Below are 15,753 nucleotides of genomic sequence, written 5' to 3'. Positions count from 1 at the left end.
AGAAAGAGGGTCAGCCCTTGACCGCGCCGGCCATCAGCCCGCGCACGAAGTAGCGGCCGGCGACGACATAGACGATCAGGGTGGGGAGCGCGGCGATCATCGCCGCAGCCATGTTGACATTGTATTCGACGACGCCGGTCGAGGTGTTGACGACGTTGTTCAACGCCACCGTCATCGGCATCACGTCGCCGGAGCCGGCATAGGCGGATGCGAACAGGAAGTCGTTCCAGATGTTGGTGAACTGGTAGATGACCGTGACGACGATGATCGGCAGCGAGTTCGGCAGCATGATGCGCCGGAATATCTGGAAGAAGGAGGCGCCGTCGACCTGCGCCGCCTTCACCAATTCGGTCGGGAAGGCCTCATAATAGTTGCGGAAGAACAGCGTGGTGAAGCCGAGGCCGTAGACCACGTGCACAAACACCAGGTTGACCGTCGAATTGCCGAGGCCGAAGTTGAACCCGGTCGCGTTCTGCAGGGTGACGCCGAAGCGGCCCAGGCTGCCGAGAATCGTCGCCATCGGCAAGAGCACCGACTGGAACGGAATGAAGCAGGCAAACAGCATCATGGCGAAGACCAGCGTGTGGCCGCGGAAGCGCCATTTGGTCAGCACATAGCCGTTGAGCGCGCCGAGCAGGGTCGAGATCAGCACCGCCGGCACCACCATCTTGATGGAATTCCAGAAATAACCCTTCATGCCGACGCATGTCAGGCCCGAGCAAACTTCGCTCCACGCCTTTATCCACGGCTCGAAGGTCGGCGCGTGCGGCAGCGACAGCATGTTGCCGTTCTGGATCTCGTCCATGGTCTTCAACGATGTGACCAGCATGACGAAGAGCGGCATCAGGTAGAAGATCGCGAACAGCGCGAGCAGGCCGTAGATGACGATGCGGTTGAGCGTCCTGGCGCGTACGCCGCTCGAGGCGGGGCGGGCGGGTGAAGTGACGGCGCTCATCGCGACTTCTCCCTGAGCTCGGAATAGAGATACGGAACGATGATCGCGGTGATGGTCATCAGCATGATTACAGCGCTGGCGGATCCGACCGCCATTTCGTTGCGCTTGAAGGTGAATTCATACATGAAGTTGGACGGCAGCCAGGCCGAGCCGCCGGGCCCGCCGCTGGTCAGCGCCACAACAAGGTCGTAGGACTTGATGGCGAGGTGGGCGAGCACGATGAAGGCCGACAGGAACACCGGCCTGAGCAACGGGATGACGATGCGTCGGTAAAGCTGGAAGGTGGTGGCGCCGTCGATTTGCGCCGCCTTCATGATCTCGCCGTCGATGCCGCGAAGCCCGGCCAAAAACATCGCCATGACGAAGCCGGAGGCCTGCCAGACGCCGGCGATCACCACCGTGTAGATGACGAAATCCTTGTTCTTGATCCAGTCGAAGTGGAAGCTCGTCCAGCCCCATTGATGCAGCGTCTGTTCCAGCCCGAGGCCTGGGTCGAGGAACCATTTCCAGGCGACGCCCGTGACGATGAAGGAGAGCGCCATCGGGTAGAGGTAGATCGGCCGCAGCATGCCTTCGCCGCGGATCTTCTGGTCGAGCAGGATAGCCAGGAACAGGCCGAGCGCCAGGCAGATGACGATGTAGAGGAAGCCGAAAATGCCCATGTTGGTGATCGAGGTATACCAGCTGGACGGCGGGTCGCTCTCGAAGGTCCAGCGCCACAGCCGCTGATAGGCGCGGGCGCCGGTGATGTCATAGGAGGGGAAGGTCTTGGAATTGGTGAAGGACAGATAGATCGTCCATAGGATGAAGCCATAGACGAAGACGATCGTCGCCGCGAAGCTCGGCGCCAGCACAATCTTCGGCAACAGGTCCTGCAGCCGCGAACGGACCGACGTACTGGGGCGGGCGTCATGCTCCGGTGTCAGCTTGATCTGGGTTTCGGCAACTGTGCTCATCGGCTCATCCAGTACCGGTTGGTCGGAAACCGCCCGGCGCGAAAACGCACCAGGGTTTGTCCCGCGCCTTTTGTCGAAAGGAGACCTCCCCCGCCGAAGCGGGGGAGACCTGAGTTCAATGCAATGCCTTACTTGGCGTCGTCGATCGCCTTGACCAGTTCGGTCACGGCCTCGTCGGAGGTCTTGATCTGACCATGGACGAACTTCGAGACGACGTCCTTGTAGGCGTTGGCGACGGCCGGTGGGGCGCCATAGCCCTGAGCCAGCGAGCCGAACAGCGTGCCGCCTTCATTGGCCTTCTTCAGGTCGGCGATGCCCTTTTTGCCACAAGCGTCGAAGTCGGTGTCAGGCACGTCGGTGCGGGCCGGGACCGAACCCTTCACCACGTTGAAGGCCGACTGGAAGCTCTTCGACAAGGTGGCGGTGGCCAACGCGACCTGGGCGGCCTTGCGGTCTTCCGGAACGTTGAACATGCCGAACATGTCGGAGTTGTAGATGACGGAGCCGTCAGTGCCCGGGAAGCGGTAGCAGAGGAAGTCGGTGCCCGGGGTCTTTTTGGCGGCATGGAACTCGCCCTTGGCCCAGTCGCCCATGACCTGAACCAACGCGTCGCCCTTGATGACCATGGCGGTGGCGAGGTTCCAGTCGCGGCCCGAGAAGTTCGCGTCGACATAGGTGACGAGCTTGGCGAGGTTGTCGAAGGACTTCTTCATCGTGTCGGACTTGAGCGAGTCCTCATCGAGGTCGTTCATCGCCTTCTTGTAGAACTCCGGCCCGCCGGTCGACAGGACGACGGAGTCGAACATGGTGGCTTCCTGCCAGTTCTGGCCGCCCAGCGCGAGCGGGGTGACGCCGGCCGCCTTGGCCTTGTCGAGCAGCGCGATGAAGTCGTCAAAGGTCTTCGGCTCGGTGCCGCCGATCTTGTCCATCACCGCCTTGTTGATCCACAGCCAGTTGACGGAGTGGACGTTGACCGGAGCGGCCACCCACTTGCCGTCATAGACGGAGAACTTCTGCAGCGCCGCCGGAACCGACTTATCCCAGCCTTCCTTCTTGGCGGTCTCGGTGAGGTCTCCCATGACGCCGGCGGCGGCATAGTCGAGCACGGTGTAGCCGAGCATCTGCGAGGCGGTCGGGTAGTTGCCGGCCGCGACCATCGCCTTCAGCGCGGTCATGGCGGCATCGCCGCCGCCGCCTGCCACCGGCACGTCCTTCCAGGCATAGCCTTCCTTGGCCAAATCCTGCTTCAGCACGTTCAGAGCGGCCGCTTCGCCACCCGACGTCCACCAATGCAGCATCTGCACTTCCTTGACGTCCGCGGCATGCGCCGAGAACGCAAAGCTCGTCGCGAGAGCCGTTCCGATAAGCAGTTTGCGCAACATGTACTACCTCCCTTGTTGCATTCACATAACCGGCGGGTGTCCGCCGGGGTCCTCCCAACTCAGCCGACCCACCACCCGGTGCGCTGGCCGCGATGAAACTGGATAGTCTTTTCCTCGGTATAATCCTCGACCGCGCGTTTGCCGAGTTCGCGTCCGAGACCGGACTGCTTGTAGCCCCCGAAAGGCAGCTCGGGGAAACCTTCCATGAACGTATTCACCCAAACCGTCCCCGAACGCACACCACGCGCCACCGACATGCAGGTATCGATGTCGGCGCTCCATACCCCTGCCGACAGACCATAGGGCGTGTTGTTGGCAATGCGCAATGCCCTTTCAATCGTTTCAAAAGTGAGCACGGACAGCACCGGCCCGAACACTTCCTCGCGCGCGATCACCATATTTTCCGTAACGTTGCGGATGATGGTCGGATCGAGATATTGGCCGGCATTGGAGGCGAGCTGGGCGCCGCCGCTGAAAACATCGCCGCCGTCGGTTTTCGCCGCCGCAACATAGCCGGCTACCTTTTCCATGTGCTCGGACGAGATCATGGCGCCGACCTTGGTGCGGTCATCGAGCGGATCGCCAACGCGGACCTTTGCGGCCAGCGCCTTGACCGCGCTGAGGAACTCGTCGGCGATCGCCGCGTGCACGATCAGGCGGCTGCCTGCATTGCAGCACTCGCCGGCGTTGAAAAAGCCGCCGAACACCGCGGCATCGGCCGCCGCCTCGAGGTCGGCGTCGGGGAAGACGATCTGGCCGTTCTTGCCGCCGAGCTCCATCGACACCTTCTTCAGCGAATCCGAGGCGGCGGCCATGGTCATCTTGCCGACGCGGGTCGAGCCGGTGAAGGAGACCATCTCGACCAGCGGATGGCAGACCATCGGCGCCCCGACATCGGCGCCGAAGCCGGCAAGAATGTTGACGACGCCGGCCGGCAATCCGGCCTCGAGCAGGATGTCGCCGAGCAGGAAGGTCGAGGCCGACGTCATCTCGCTCGGCTTCACCACCGCCGTGCAACCGGCGGCGAGCGCGAAGGGCAGTTTCTGGCTGACGATCAGGAAGGGGAAATTCCACGGCGTGATGATCGACACGACGCCGATCGGCTCGCGCAGCACCACGCCCAGCATGTCGTCGCCGAGATTGGCATAACTCTCGCCGTGCAGTGTGCGGGTGAGCGAGGCGGCGTAGCGCCAGATGTCGATGGCGCCGCCGATCTCGCCACGCGCCTGGGCGATCGGCTTGCCGGATTCCAGCGCATCGAGCCGGGCGATCCGTTCAAGGCGAGTTTCGATCAGGTCGGCCGCCTTAAGCAGCACCGCGGCGCGCTCGGAGGCCTTCATGCGCGGCCAGGGGCCGGTCTCGAAAGCCTTGTGCGCGGCCTGGACAGCGGCCTCGACTTCCGCCGCGCCAGCCTGGGCGTAGCGGGACACGACGAAGCCATGGCCGGGGCTGGCACGGTCGATGGTGCGGCCGTCACGGGCATCGATATGCCTGCCGTCGATCAGCAGCTTGTAGGCTTTCGGCGCCTCGGACGCCTCGGCCGGCATGGCAATGTCGAGAGGTGCGTTCATCATGCTTTCCTAGGATCTCGAAAAGGCCGGCTTCTGCTTGGTCTTGAAGGCGCCGACGCCGGTCTTCAGGTCGGCCGTCTGCGCAATGAAGCCGCTGGCCAGCGCTTCCGTGGCGGCGGCGTCTTCCTCGCCCTCGGCGATGCCGATCATCAGCTTGGCGGCCTCCGTCGCCAGCGGACCGCGCTCGGCGATTTTTTCGGCCCAGGCCCGGGCCTCATCGAAAGCCTTGCCGGTTTCAACCACGCGGTCGACGACGCCGAGCGCGAGCGCATCGGCTGCCAAAAGAATCTCGCCGCCAAGCGCCATGCGCCGCACCGTCTGCGCGCCGAAGCGGCGTACGGCGCGCTGGGTCCCGGACCAGCCCGGCACCACACCGATCGAGGTTTCGGGAAAGCCGAGTTTTATCTGGGTTTCGGCGACACGGAAATCGCAGGCCGCGGCCAGTTCCATTCCGCCGCCCAGCGCATGGCCGGACAGCACGGCGATGGTCGGCTGCCGCAGGCGCGCCAGCCGGTCGAAGACGCGGTGGCCATAGCGAACCCATTGCACCTGGAAATCGGCGGCGCTCATCGCGGCCCAGGCCTCGACGTCGCCGCCGGCGCAAAAGCCCTTGCCTTCGCCGCGGATAAGCACGACGCGGACGCCTTGGGCCAGTTCGGCCTGGTCAAGCGCCGCTTCGAGCGCGCGCAGCATCGGAATATCCAGCGCGTTGAATTTTTCCGGCCGCCGCAGCGTGACGATGCCGATGGCGCCGTCCTGCTCGAAAGTGACGAGGCGCTCAGCCATGCGCGCCTCCGAGCGAGGCGCCACCATTGAGCGACAGGCCTATCGGACGGTCCTGGTAAAGCGCCGCAGGCGTCACTTTGAGGTCGTTGGCCAGGCCAAGCGGAATGTCGGCCTGCGCCAGCACGTCGCGTTCGAGGTCGATGCCGGGCGCGAGTTCGGTGACCATCAGCCCGTCGGGTGTCAGCTTCATCACGCAGCGCTCGGTGACATAGGTGATGTCCTGGCCTTGCGCGACGGCACGCTTGCCGGAAAAGGAGATGTGCTCGACCTCCTCGACGATCTTCTTAACCCTGCCCTCCTGGTCTATGCGGATGGCGCCGTCGGCCAGCGAGAGCTTGGCGCCGGCGTTGAAGAAGCCGGAGAAGACGATCTTCTTCGCCCGCGCCGTGATGTCGACGAAACCGCCGGCGCCGGCGGTGACATGCGGCCGTGCCGAAAGCTTCGAGACGTTGACCGAGCCGTGGCGGTCGATCTGCAGGAAGGACAGCAGCGAGGCGTCGAAGCCGCCGGCCTGGAAATAGATGAACTGGTGCGGCGATGGCATGATCGCCTCGGCGTTCGAGGCGCAGCCGAACTTGAAATCGAGCAGCGGCACGCCGCCGACCGCGCCCTGCTCGATCACCCAGGTGACCTTGCCGTGCTGGCCTTCCTCCAGAAGGATGCGCGGCACATTGGCGGAGATGCCGAAGCCGATGTTGACGGCCATGCCGTCGCGCAACTCCATCGCGACCCGGCGCGCGATCACCTTCTGGACGTTCATCTCCGGGGTGCGGAAGGAGGACAGCGGCCGGAAGATCTCGCCCGAGATCGCCGGATCATAGGGCGTCTGGGTCGTCTGGAGTTGATCGGGCGCGACGACGATATGGTCGACCAGCACGCCTGGAACGCGCACGTCATGCGGCTTCAGCGTGCCGTTCTCGACGACGCGCTTGACCTGGGCGATGACGATGCCGCCATTGTTGCGCGCCGCCAGCGCCTGCTCCAGGCCGCCGAGATAGGCGCCCTCGTGCTCGTAGGTGAGGTTGCCGCGCTCGTCGGCGGAGGTGGCGCGGATGATCGAGACGTTGGGAACGATGGCACGAAAATAGAGCCATTCCTCGCCGTCGAACTGCTCAACCGAAACGATCGGCTCGCTGGCCGCCGCATTCATGGCGCAACCCTGGTGGCGCGGGTCGGCGAAAGTATCGAGGCCGACCATGGTCAGCACGCCGGGCCGCTTGGCGGCGGCCTCACGATGCATGTCGAACAGGATGCCCGAAGGCACGTTGTAGGCTGCGACCGAATTGTCGCCGATCATCTTCCAGATCTGCGGCGGCTCGGCGGAGGAGGGGCCGGACGGATAGGAGCCGCATAGCGTGCGCTTGAGCAGGCCGGGCTTCGCCAGATGATCGATGCCCTTGATGCCATACATGTCGCCGGCGGCGATCGGGTGCAGCGTGGTGATCGCCTTCGGATGGCCTTCCGCGTCGAAGCGCTCGCCGATCGCCGCAAGCACGGCATCCGGACAGCCGAGGCCGCTCGACGACGACACCGAGACGACCATGCCGTCCTTGATCAGGCTGGCGGCGTGGGCCGCCGAGACGAGCTTGCTCACGCGAGGCTCCCGAGTTGCGGGTCAATTGCCACGGATTTGCCGGTCCGTGAGGATTGCAGCGCGGCTTCGGCCGAAGCCAGCGACCAGATGCCGTCCTCTCCGGTGGCGGCGGGCTGGCCTTTGCCGCGGATCGCGGCATGGAACTGGCGCAACGATCGGGTGTAGAGATCCTCGCGGTCGAAGCTCAATTCTTCCTCGCCCTTCACGCTGCGCAGCAGCACCGAGCCGACCGGCTTCTGCGTCATCACATTGGTGGCGATCAGCGAGCCTTCCGACCCATGCACCTCGAAACCGGTGCCGGCGAATTTCGTCGTGAAGCCCTCATGCGATTGCGCGATGAGCCCGGACTTGAAGCGCCAGATGCACATGGCGCCGTCCTCCAGACCGCCGCCGGCCATGCCCGCAGACTGCGCGAAAGCCGAGATCTCGACCGGATCGTCGCCGAGCACGAAGCGCAGCGTGTCGGCATCGTGGACGGTGATGTCGAGCACCACACCGCCGCCTGCTTCGGGCCTGGTGATGCGCCAGCCCTGCAGGTTTTCCGGCAGGAAGACGGAGTGGAAGACACGTGCGGCGATCGGCTTGCCGATGCGGCCGCCAGCAATCGCCTCGCGCATGGCGCGGTGGGCGCCGGCATTGCGCAGATGGTGGTTGGTGCCGAAGACGATGCCGGCTCTCTTGGCGGCGGCGACCATCTTGCGCGCATCCGAGCTGTTAAGCGCCAGCGGCTTTTCGCACAGCACATGCTTGCCGGCCTTGATGGCGGCGAGCCCCTGTTCGAGATGCAACTCGTTGGTGGTCGAGATGTAGACGGCGTCGATGTCGGACGCGAGCAGCGCATCAAGGGTCGAGACGGCGGCAGGTATGTCGTTCTCGCGGGCATAAGCCTCGGCACGCTCCAGGCTCGAGCTCATCACAACAGCGACCTCGCCATCGGCTTGCGCGCGGATGGCGTTGATCATGAACTGTCTGGCGATCGTGCTGGCGCCGATCAGTCCCCATCGCACGCTCATGCCGCGTCTCCCACTTGCTGGCCGCGATCCGGGCCGCTGCTTTCGCGGACGACGAGAGTGACGGCGCCGATATGGTCCTCAGCGCGCGTGGTGCGTGACTGGATCATCTTCAGCATGACGTGCGCGGCGCGCTCGCCGAGGCCCGCGGTGTCGACGGCAACGCTGGTCAGCGCCGGACTGTAGTGCTCGGCTTCGGCGACATCGTCGAAGCCAACGACGGCAAAGTCCGCGCCTGCTTCCAGATTGCGCCGGCGCAGCGCCAGCATGACGCCGAAGGCGACGGCATCGTTGAAGCACAGCGCCGCCGTCGGCGGCTCGCCCGCGGCAAGCGCCGTCTCCAGGCAAGCCATGCCGCCCTTGCGGCTGGTCTCGCCTTCGACGATCAACCGGTCGGCCGCGGGGATGCCGAGCCTTTCGCACGCTTCGAGGAAGCCGCCCAGCCGCTCGTGATAGACAACGAGGTCGGATGAGCCACCGAAGAAGGCGAGGCGGCGATGGCCCTTGCGGATCAGATGCTCGGTGGCGAGGACGGCGCCGCGATGGTTGTCCGGCGTGATCACCGGGATGCGGCTGTCAGGCAGCCGGCGCATGGCAAAGACGATCGGCACACCGGCCGTTTCGATGCGGCGGAAAGCGCCCGGCACGGTGCCGCGCGCCGGCGAGACGATCAGGCCGGCCACACCCTGCTCCAGCAGCGATTTCAGCACCTCTTCCTGGCGCACCGGGTTCTCCGCCGTGTTGGCTATGAAGGGAACCACGCCCGCCGCCTGGAAGACGCGCTCCATGCCGACCGCAAGCTCGGCGAAAAAGGGGTTGGTGAGATCGTTGATCACCATGCCGATGACGTTGGAATGGGCCTTGCGCAAATTGGCGGCGCCACGGTTGTAGACATAACCGACATCCTCGATCGCCTTGCGCACCTTGACCGCGGTTTCAGGCCGGATCAGCCCGCTGCCTTGCAGCACGAGCGACACCGTCGATTTGGACACGCCGGCCTCGCGGGCAATGTCCAGGATCGTCGCCTTGGCCCGACTGGCCATCCTCGCCCAATCCTCCCTGATTTTGAACAAATTTTATTGGAACGTTCTAATCATCGTTCGAAATCGGAGTCAATCGGGATTCTCTCAAGATTGGAAAAATTGATTGAAGCGGTTCAAAACATCAGTCCATGCAAGGGTTCCGATGTCAGGCCGGTTTCCTCCTCAGCGCGGGCTCCTTGAATCGTAAAGGTTCTTGATTTATTGGAACGTTCCAGCTATAGGGGCCGCAACGGGAGAATTTCATGGATATCATCCTGCCTGCGGAAAATGGCGACCGGGTCAGATACCGGCTCGTCGGCAGACCGGTCGAGCCGAGCAAGCAAGCGCATTTTTCGCGCATCGCCTATGCCGCCGCCCATGTCGTTGCCGATCCCTTCGCGATGACCAATCCGTGGTCGCGGCCGGCGGTCGACTGGGACAGGACCATGGCGTTCCGCCATCATCTGTGGCGCCTCGGCTTCCGCATCGCCGAGGCCATGGACACGTCTCAACGCGGCATGGGCTTCGACTGGACAAGCGCGAAGGAGCTGATCCGGCGCTCGATCGCGGAAGCCCGAACAGTGCCGGGCGCCGACCTCGCTTCGGGCGCGGGGACCGACCATCTGGCGCCGGCGGCGGCCAAAACCCTCGACGACGTCATTGGCGCCTATGAAGAACAATTCGCCTTCATCGAAGGCGAGGGCGGCAAGGCGATCATGATGGCGAGCCGCGCGCTGGCGACGGTTGCAAAGGGGCCGGACGACTATGCCCGCGTCTATGACCGCATGCTGAGCCAGGCGTCAGGCAAGGTCATCCTGCACTGGCTGGGCGACATGTTCGATCCGGCGCTCAAGGGCTATTGGGGAAGCGACCATTTCGATGCGGCGCTCGACACCGTCGTCGCCATCATCGAACGCCACGCCAGCAAGGCCGAGGGCATCAAGATATCGCTGCTCGACGCCGAGAAGGAAGTGCTGTTGCGCGACCGGCTGCCCGACGGCGTCGTGATGTTCACCGGCGACGACTTCAACTATCCGGAGCTGATCGCCGGCGACGGCAGGAGACACTCGCACGCGCTGCTCGGCATCTTCGACGCCATCGCGCCGGTGGCCAACGCCGCGCTGGCGAGGCTGGCCGAAGGCGATCGTGCAGGCTACGACGTGCTGATGGCGCCGACCGTGCCGCTATCGCGAAAGATCTTCGAGGCGCCCACCGAGTATTACAAGGCCGGCATCGTCTTCATGGCCTGGCTGAACGGGCATCAGGATCACTTCACGATGGTGGGCGGCATGCAGTCGGCGCGCGGCATATGCCACTACGCCGACATCTTCCGCCTCGCCGATCAGGCGGGGCTGTTGGCCGACCCTGATCTTGCCGCCGCCAGGATGAAAACCCTGCTGGCGATGGCCGGCATCTGAACCAGTCCCCCGTGCGGCGCTCCGCTGGCAAGGGTCTAAGTTAGCAGCAATGTGAGAAATCGGGGCCGCCGCGCTATCCACAACGGTCGGATCGCGTGGTCCGGATGGAAGATCAGCTTGGTTGCTTCCGGTTGCCCGCGCTGCAGGCATCGAACCGCGTTCTAGTCATGACCGAAGGGGAACTCGGGTAGGTGCTATGGCGGCGCCGCCGGAAGCCGTTGGACCCGATGCCGGCTCGAAACGACAGTCGCGACATCAATTTCCTGTAACAGCGCGGCCGCAGCCTCGGCACGGGGTTCGTGACAACCGGGATCGAATTTATGGAAAGGATGGTGGGCGTGACAAGGATTGAACTTGTGACCCCTGCAATGTCAATGCAGTGCTCTCCCGCTGAGCTACACGCCCATCCGAAGCCGCGCATACACCATTTTTGATCCGGCGCGTCAATAGCAGGAATGTGGAAAGACGGCTTCCGTTTGTCGCATCGGCGAAGAGCTTGCCGATGCACGCCAGAGACGCTCACGCCGCCTGCAGCATCTTCTCGACCTCGTTGACGAGGTCGCGCAGATGGAACGGCTTCGACAGCACCTTGGCGTCCTTGGGCGCCTTGGAATCCGGATTGAGCGCGACGGCGGCGAAGCCGGTGATGAACATCACCTTGAGATCCGGATCGATCTCGGTGGCGCGGCGGGCAAGCTCGATGCCATCCATCTCGGGCATGACGATGTCGGTCAGGAGCAGCGAAAAAGGTTCTTCGCGCAGCCGCTCATAGGCGCTGGCGCCGTTGTCGAAATCGCTTACCTGGTAGCCGGCGCGCTCCAGCGCCTTGACGAGGAAGCGGCGCATATCGTCATCGTCTTCCGCCAGTAGAATGCGTGCCATCATGTCCCGTCCGAATCACCCGCCCCGAGCCTGCCGCCGGGCAAGGCCGTTAACCATCCTGTATATGAGGTGGTGCCGGTAAACATCAAGTGAATGAAGGGCATCCCGCATCCGGCTCGAAGCGCGGTTTCGCCACCTGAAATGCTGGACATGCCGGACGCAAGGTGGCAGTTTTACGTCATGATGCAGTGCTGTTTCCCGGTTCATACAAATTGAAAACGGCTACCGAGGATTTTTCGGTCGTTCCACCCTTCGAAATCCGATCGGGCGCCGAACAGCGCGTTCCTTTTCTCTTCAATTCACCGCATAGCGGCCGCCATTATCCGGAGCGCTTCCTGGCCATGGCGCGGCTTGACCGCAACGCCATCCGCCGGTCGGAGGACTGCTATGTCGAGGAGCTCTTCGGCGGCGCCGTGCCACTCGGCGCGCCGCTGCTGGCGGCCAATTTTCCGCGCGCCTATCTCGACGTCAATCGCGAACCCTGGGAACTCGATCCGCGCATGTTCGCGGAGCCGGTGCCGTCCTTCTGCAACATCCGCTCGGCGCGTGTCGCTGGCGGGCTGGGCACGGTGCCGAAGCTGGTCGGCGAGGGGCTCGATATCTATGCCGGCCGCCTGCCGCTGGCCGAGGCCGTGGCGCGCATCGAAGCGGTTTACAAGCCTTATCATGAGACGCTGAAGCGGCTGCTGACCAGGACGCATGCCCGGTTCGGCTACGCGGTGCTGATCGATTGCCACTCGATGCCGGCCAGCATCCGGGTCGGCGACAATGGCGTGCGGCCGGATTTCATCATCGGCGACCGGTTCGGTATTTCGGCCTCGCCGGCGCTCACGGAAATGGCGATCGGGCTGCTTGTCGGCATGGGTTATACGGTCGCGCACAACAAGCCTTATGCCGGCGGCTTCATCACCGAGCATTATGGCCGGCCGGCGCGGCAGCTCCACGCGTTGCAGGTCGAGGTCAATCGCGGGCTTTACATGGATGAACGGACGCTCCAGAAATCGGCCGGCTTCGACGCTTTAGCCGACGACCTGACCCGCTTTTCGGCCGATCTGATGTCGATACCCGACCATCATTTCGTCGATTTGCCGCTCGCGGCGGAATGACCGCCGCTTAAAAAAAGACCGCATCGTTTGCACGACACGGTCGAAGTCTAGGGAGGAAACGCCCAAGGAGGGCATGGACAGGAAAACCTGTCCGATGACAAAATTATTGTGCGGCGCACAAATGTCAATCGACATCAGGCTTTTTTAATTCAATATGATGTGGAAATTCTGCTTCGGCGGCTCAAATGTGGCATTCGGGCAACAGAAGGCGGGCGTCTGAGGGGTCTTCAGCGCGCCTGTTCTGCGAGAAAGAACGGCCGGCAAGGGCCGCAGTGGGGAGAGTAACTTGGATATCAGCATCGATTTCATGCGGCGTATCGCTGATGCCGCCGCCGCGGAGACCTTGCCGCGCTTCCGCAGCCAGGGGGCAGTCGCCAACAAGCTGGCCGAGAGTTTCGACCCGGTGACGGAGGCGGATCGCGAGGCGGAGCGCGCGATCCGGGCACTGATATCGGCCGAATACCCCGATCACGGCATCCTTGGCGAGGAACATGGCAGCGAGAACTTGTCGAGCCGGCATGTCTGGGTGATCGATCCGATCGACGGCACGCGCGCCTTCATCTCGGGCATCCCGGTCTGGGGGACACTGGTCGGCCTGACCGTCGACGGCGACGCGGTGGCCGGCATGATGTCGCAACCCTTCACCGGCGAGCTGTTTTACGCGAACGCCTCGGGTTCGCATTTCGAGGGACCGGGCGGTCCGCGCAGGCTCGCGACCCGCAAGACGACCGAGCTTGCGCAAGCGACGCTGTTCACCACGACGCCGGCATTGTTCAAGGGCGATGCGCGCGAGCGCTACGACCAGTTCGAGACGAAGGTCCAGCTCGCCCGCTACGGCACCGACTGCTACGCCTTCGCCATGCTGGCTGCGGGCAGCGTCGACATCGTCGCCGACCCAGGCCTGAAGCCTTACGATATCGTCGCGCTGATTCCGATCATCGAGAAGGCCGGCGGCGTCATCACCACTTTCGAAGGCGGACCGGCGGAGAAGGGCGGCGACATATTGGCGGCGGCGACACCGGAATTGCACGCCGCGGCGATGGCGGAGCTGCGCGGCTGAACATCTCGCTCTAGGCGTCGGCGGACGAACCGCCCGCGAGACGCAGGCCCCACAGGATGAGGGCGAAAGAGACCAGGCCGGCCGGCGCAGACGAATACCCCACTCCTTTGATCACGCCTTCCTGGAAGGCACTCCCATGGAAGACCCCGGCCGCCAGCGGCATTGTCTCGTTGCCGGCGCCCCAGATGCTGGCCATCACATAGGCGGCCAGGATGGCCAAGGCCGAATAGATCAGGAACCAGAATGCAACCCGCGACATTGCGGCGCCGAGTTTGAGCCTGGGCCACATGAGACCCAGCGCCAACAGGAGAACGCCCTGCAGGCCGCTGAGCGTGTGCGCGGACAATCCGAGCCGCGGCGCTGCGAGGTATGGGATCGCAAACCCCTCGAATGACGAAAAAAGCAGGAGGGCGACGCCGAACTGCAGCAGGCGATGGCCCTGACGCGGCAGCGTGTTCGATGCATTCATGTTCTCTCCTCCCGGTCTCTATCGACTGGGATGACCTCCTAGACAGCAACCTAGCGCTCGACGTGCGAACGGGAATAGGGTTGCCGACCGCGACGTCGATCACCGGTCGGAGCAACGCTGCGGGACGACCTTTCGCGACGAGCAAGCTGGCGAGGCGATCAGGCGTCGCCGGTGCCGGGAATGAAGGCGTCGAAGGCGGCCAAAAGCTGCTCGCGATAGATGTCTCTCTCCTGGAGGATTTCATGCTGCGCGCCATCGATCATCAGCAGCGAGCCGACGCGCAGCCGCCTGGCATAGGCTTCCACCGCTTTGGTCGAGACCACGCGGTCGGCGCCGGCCGCGACGATCAGCATCGGCACCCGGATCCTTGCCATGAAATCCGGATCGCTGACGGTTTCCGCGGCCGCGGCGGCGGCCTTCAGCCAGCGAATGGTCGGGCCGCCGAGGGCGAGTTGCGGCCAGGCCTCGTAGATTGCGACATTGCGCCGGTAGCGCGCGGGATCCGAGGTCACCTTGTTCACCTCGAAAGGCGGCGGCATTTTCGGCCGTGGACCGAGCGCGGCATAGAGCCGGCCGAGGCCGAGTGCGCAGAAGGCCGCGCAGACGCGCCGGACCGTGCTTATCGAAGCCGACAGGTCGGGCACGGCAAGGAAAGGCGCCAGAAGCACCATGCGCCGCACGCGATTGACCATCGACGGCGAGGCGAGCAGCGCAATCACGGCCCCGGTAGAGTGGGCGAGGATGTAGTAGGGGCCGCGGCAGTCTGGCAGCACGATCTCCTCGAAGAACTGCTCGAGGTCGCGCGTATAGTCGCGGAAGCTGCGGACATAGCCGCGCTGTCGATCACGCAGCAGGCGGCTGGAATCGCCCTGGCCGCGCCAGTCTAGGATAGCGATGCCGAAGCCGCGATCGGCGAGGTCGCGGATGGTCTCGAAGTATTTTTCGATGCATTCGTTGCGCCCGGTCAGCAGAACCACCGTGCCCTGCAGCGGACGGGCGACAGCCGCAAACACACCGTAGCGGATCTTCTTGCCGTCAGGTGTGGTGAAGAAGCCGCCCGCGGCATTCTGCGGCGCGGGATTGTCCTCGGTGTGATGGAAAAGATCCGTCATTCGGCGCGTCGTCGGTTGTTCTCTGCCCGGACGGGCGAGGCGTCGGCATGGTGATAGACGGCCAACCGGCAAAAGCAAAGGCGTTGCGAGGATTGACGCGCCTCAAGGAGGGAAGGCCGGAAGTGCTACGGCGCACTTCCGGCCTCTGTCGATCCGGGAGGAAGGGACGTTGCACCCGGTTCGGCCTCGTCGCGGCGCGAGGATCGAGGCGCCGCTTGTCGTTTCGTCTTGACGCAATTGCGGACGGAAACCCGCTTTCACACGTTTCCAGAATTGCTCTAACTTGACTCAAGCTTAGCGACGCTTGGCTGAACGGATGCCGAAGCCCGAGTTCATCTGCCGTTCATCAAGATGGCGAATTTGCGCCGGCCGAAAGCCTTGAAATGACTTTTTGCGCTTCCCAAATGAAGGTTGCGGCCGCCGATGTCGG

The 15,753-nt window shown here is 64.0% G+C and carries 14 protein-coding genes and 1 tRNA gene; 3 read left to right on the top strand and 12 right to left on the bottom strand.

Annotation, left to right across the window (positions count from 1 at the left end; genetic code table 11):
- Positions 1–10: 10 nt before the first annotated feature.
- The 8 genes from F3H96_RS06430 to F3H96_RS06395 form a co-directional block, all read right to left on the bottom strand.
- Positions 11–955, bottom strand: a complete 945-nt coding sequence (locus F3H96_RS06430) for a carbohydrate ABC transporter permease (protein ID WP_149791084.1) — start codon at positions 953–955, stop codon at positions 11–13.
- Positions 952–1,911, bottom strand: a complete 960-nt coding sequence (locus F3H96_RS06425) for a sugar ABC transporter permease (RefSeq protein WP_149791083.1) — start codon at positions 1,909–1,911, stop codon at positions 952–954. The genes F3H96_RS06430 and F3H96_RS06425 overlap by 4 nt, the downstream gene beginning before the upstream one ends.
- A gap of 128 nt (positions 1,912–2,039) precedes the next feature.
- Positions 2,040–3,293 carry an ABC transporter substrate-binding protein gene (locus tag F3H96_RS06420; RefSeq protein ID WP_149791082.1) on the bottom strand — a complete coding sequence of 418 codons (1,254 nt, stop codon included), beginning with the start codon at positions 3,291–3,293 and terminating at the stop codon, positions 2,040–2,042.
- Between the two features lie 59 nt (positions 3,294–3,352).
- Entirely contained in the window at positions 3,353–4,864 is a 1,512-nt protein-coding gene (locus F3H96_RS06415) for an aldehyde dehydrogenase family protein (RefSeq protein ID WP_149791081.1), read from the bottom strand.
- Positions 4,865–4,873: 9 nt separating this feature from the next.
- Positions 4,874–5,650: an enoyl-CoA hydratase/isomerase family protein gene (locus tag F3H96_RS06410; protein ID WP_149791080.1), complete on the bottom strand. Its 777-nt coding sequence runs from the start codon at positions 5,648–5,650 to the stop codon at positions 4,874–4,876.
- Positions 5,643–7,244: an acyl CoA:acetate/3-ketoacid CoA transferase gene (locus tag F3H96_RS06405; protein WP_149791079.1), complete on the bottom strand. Its 1,602-nt coding sequence runs from the start codon at positions 7,242–7,244 to the stop codon at positions 5,643–5,645. The genes F3H96_RS06410 and F3H96_RS06405 overlap by 8 nt, the downstream gene beginning before the upstream one ends.
- Positions 7,241–8,257, bottom strand: a complete 1,017-nt coding sequence (locus F3H96_RS06400) for a Gfo/Idh/MocA family oxidoreductase (RefSeq protein ID WP_149791078.1) — start codon at positions 8,255–8,257, stop codon at positions 7,241–7,243. Before F3H96_RS06400 ends, F3H96_RS06405 begins: the two co-directional genes overlap by 4 nt.
- Positions 8,254–9,297: a LacI family DNA-binding transcriptional regulator gene (locus tag F3H96_RS06395; protein WP_149791077.1), complete on the bottom strand. Its 1,044-nt coding sequence runs from the start codon at positions 9,295–9,297 to the stop codon at positions 8,254–8,256. The genes F3H96_RS06400 and F3H96_RS06395 overlap by 4 nt, the downstream gene beginning before the upstream one ends.
- A 242-nt stretch (positions 9,298–9,539) precedes the next feature.
- Between F3H96_RS06395 and F3H96_RS06390 the strand changes: the two genes are divergently transcribed.
- Positions 9,540–10,694, top strand: coding sequence for a dihydrodipicolinate synthase family protein (locus F3H96_RS06390; protein WP_149791076.1), 1,155 nt, complete (start codon positions 9,540–9,542; stop codon positions 10,692–10,694).
- Between the two features lie 330 nt (positions 10,695–11,024).
- Here the strand turns inward: F3H96_RS06390 and F3H96_RS06385 are convergent.
- Both F3H96_RS06385 and F3H96_RS06380 read right to left on the bottom strand, forming a co-directional pair.
- Positions 11,025–11,099: transfer RNA gene (locus F3H96_RS06385), tRNA-Val, on the bottom strand.
- Between the two features lie 114 nt (positions 11,100–11,213).
- Positions 11,214–11,576 (bottom strand): response regulator, encoded by a 363-nt coding sequence (locus F3H96_RS06380; RefSeq protein WP_006199474.1) that lies wholly within the window; start codon positions 11,574–11,576, stop codon positions 11,214–11,216.
- Positions 11,577–11,740: 164 nt separating this feature from the next.
- On the opposite strand from F3H96_RS06380, the gene F3H96_RS06375 reads away from it, so the two are divergent.
- Positions 11,741–12,682 carry an N-formylglutamate amidohydrolase gene (locus F3H96_RS06375; protein WP_149791075.1) on the top strand — a complete coding sequence of 314 codons (942 nt, stop codon included), beginning with the start codon at positions 11,741–11,743 and terminating at the stop codon, positions 12,680–12,682.
- Between the two features lie 286 nt (positions 12,683–12,968).
- Positions 12,969–13,742: a histidinol-phosphatase gene (gene hisN, locus F3H96_RS06370; RefSeq protein WP_149791074.1), complete on the top strand. Its 774-nt coding sequence runs from the start codon at positions 12,969–12,971 to the stop codon at positions 13,740–13,742.
- A 10-nt stretch (positions 13,743–13,752) separates the two neighbouring features.
- Here the strand turns inward: hisN and F3H96_RS06365 are convergent, their stop codons facing one another.
- Positions 13,753–14,211, bottom strand: a complete 459-nt coding sequence (locus tag F3H96_RS06365) for a hypothetical protein (protein ID WP_149791073.1) — start codon at positions 14,209–14,211, stop codon at positions 13,753–13,755.
- A gap of 158 nt (positions 14,212–14,369) precedes the next feature.
- Complete coding sequence (locus tag F3H96_RS06360) at positions 14,370–15,323, bottom strand: alpha/beta hydrolase (protein ID WP_149791072.1); 954 nt, start codon at positions 15,321–15,323, stop codon at positions 14,370–14,372.
- Between the last annotated feature and the right edge of the window lie 430 nt (positions 15,324–15,753).

Origin of the sequence: Mesorhizobium sp. NFR06, from assembly GCF_900115245.1 — a bacterium.
GTDB lineage: Bacteria > Pseudomonadota > Alphaproteobacteria > Rhizobiales > Rhizobiaceae > Mesorhizobium.
Note: the sequence above shows the minus strand (reverse complement) of the source record. Positions and strands in the feature narration are given on the sequence as shown.

Coding starts and splice junctions, on each gene's coding strand:
- F3H96_RS06395 (WP_149791077.1), bottom strand. CDS start 9,297: ATGGCCAGTCGGGCCAAGGCGACGATCCTGGACATTGCCCGCGAGGCC.
- F3H96_RS06360 (WP_149791072.1), bottom strand. CDS start 15,323: ATGACGGATCTTTTCCATCACACCGAGGACAATCCCGCGCCGCAGAAT.
- F3H96_RS06410 (WP_149791080.1), bottom strand. CDS start 5,650: ATGGCTGAGCGCCTCGTCACTTTCGAGCAGGACGGCGCCATCGGCATC.
- F3H96_RS06400 (WP_149791078.1), bottom strand. CDS start 8,257: ATGAGCGTGCGATGGGGACTGATCGGCGCCAGCACGATCGCCAGACAG.
- F3H96_RS06420 (WP_149791082.1), bottom strand. CDS start 3,293: ATGTTGCGCAAACTGCTTATCGGAACGGCTCTCGCGACGAGCTTTGCG.
- F3H96_RS06430 (WP_149791084.1), bottom strand. CDS start 955: ATGAGCGCCGTCACTTCACCCGCCCGCCCCGCCTCGAGCGGCGTACGC.
- F3H96_RS06380 (WP_006199474.1), bottom strand. CDS start 11,576: ATGGCACGCATTCTACTGGCGGAAGACGATGACGATATGCGCCGCTTC.
- F3H96_RS06415 (WP_149791081.1), bottom strand. CDS start 4,864: ATGAACGCACCTCTCGACATTGCCATGCCGGCCGAGGCGTCCGAGGCG.
- F3H96_RS06365 (WP_149791073.1), bottom strand. CDS start 14,211: ATGAATGCATCGAACACGCTGCCGCGTCAGGGCCATCGCCTGCTGCAG.
- F3H96_RS06390 (WP_149791076.1), top strand. CDS start 9,540: ATGGATATCATCCTGCCTGCGGAAAATGGCGACCGGGTCAGATACCGG.
- F3H96_RS06425 (WP_149791083.1), bottom strand. CDS start 1,911: ATGAGCACAGTTGCCGAAACCCAGATCAAGCTGACACCGGAGCATGAC.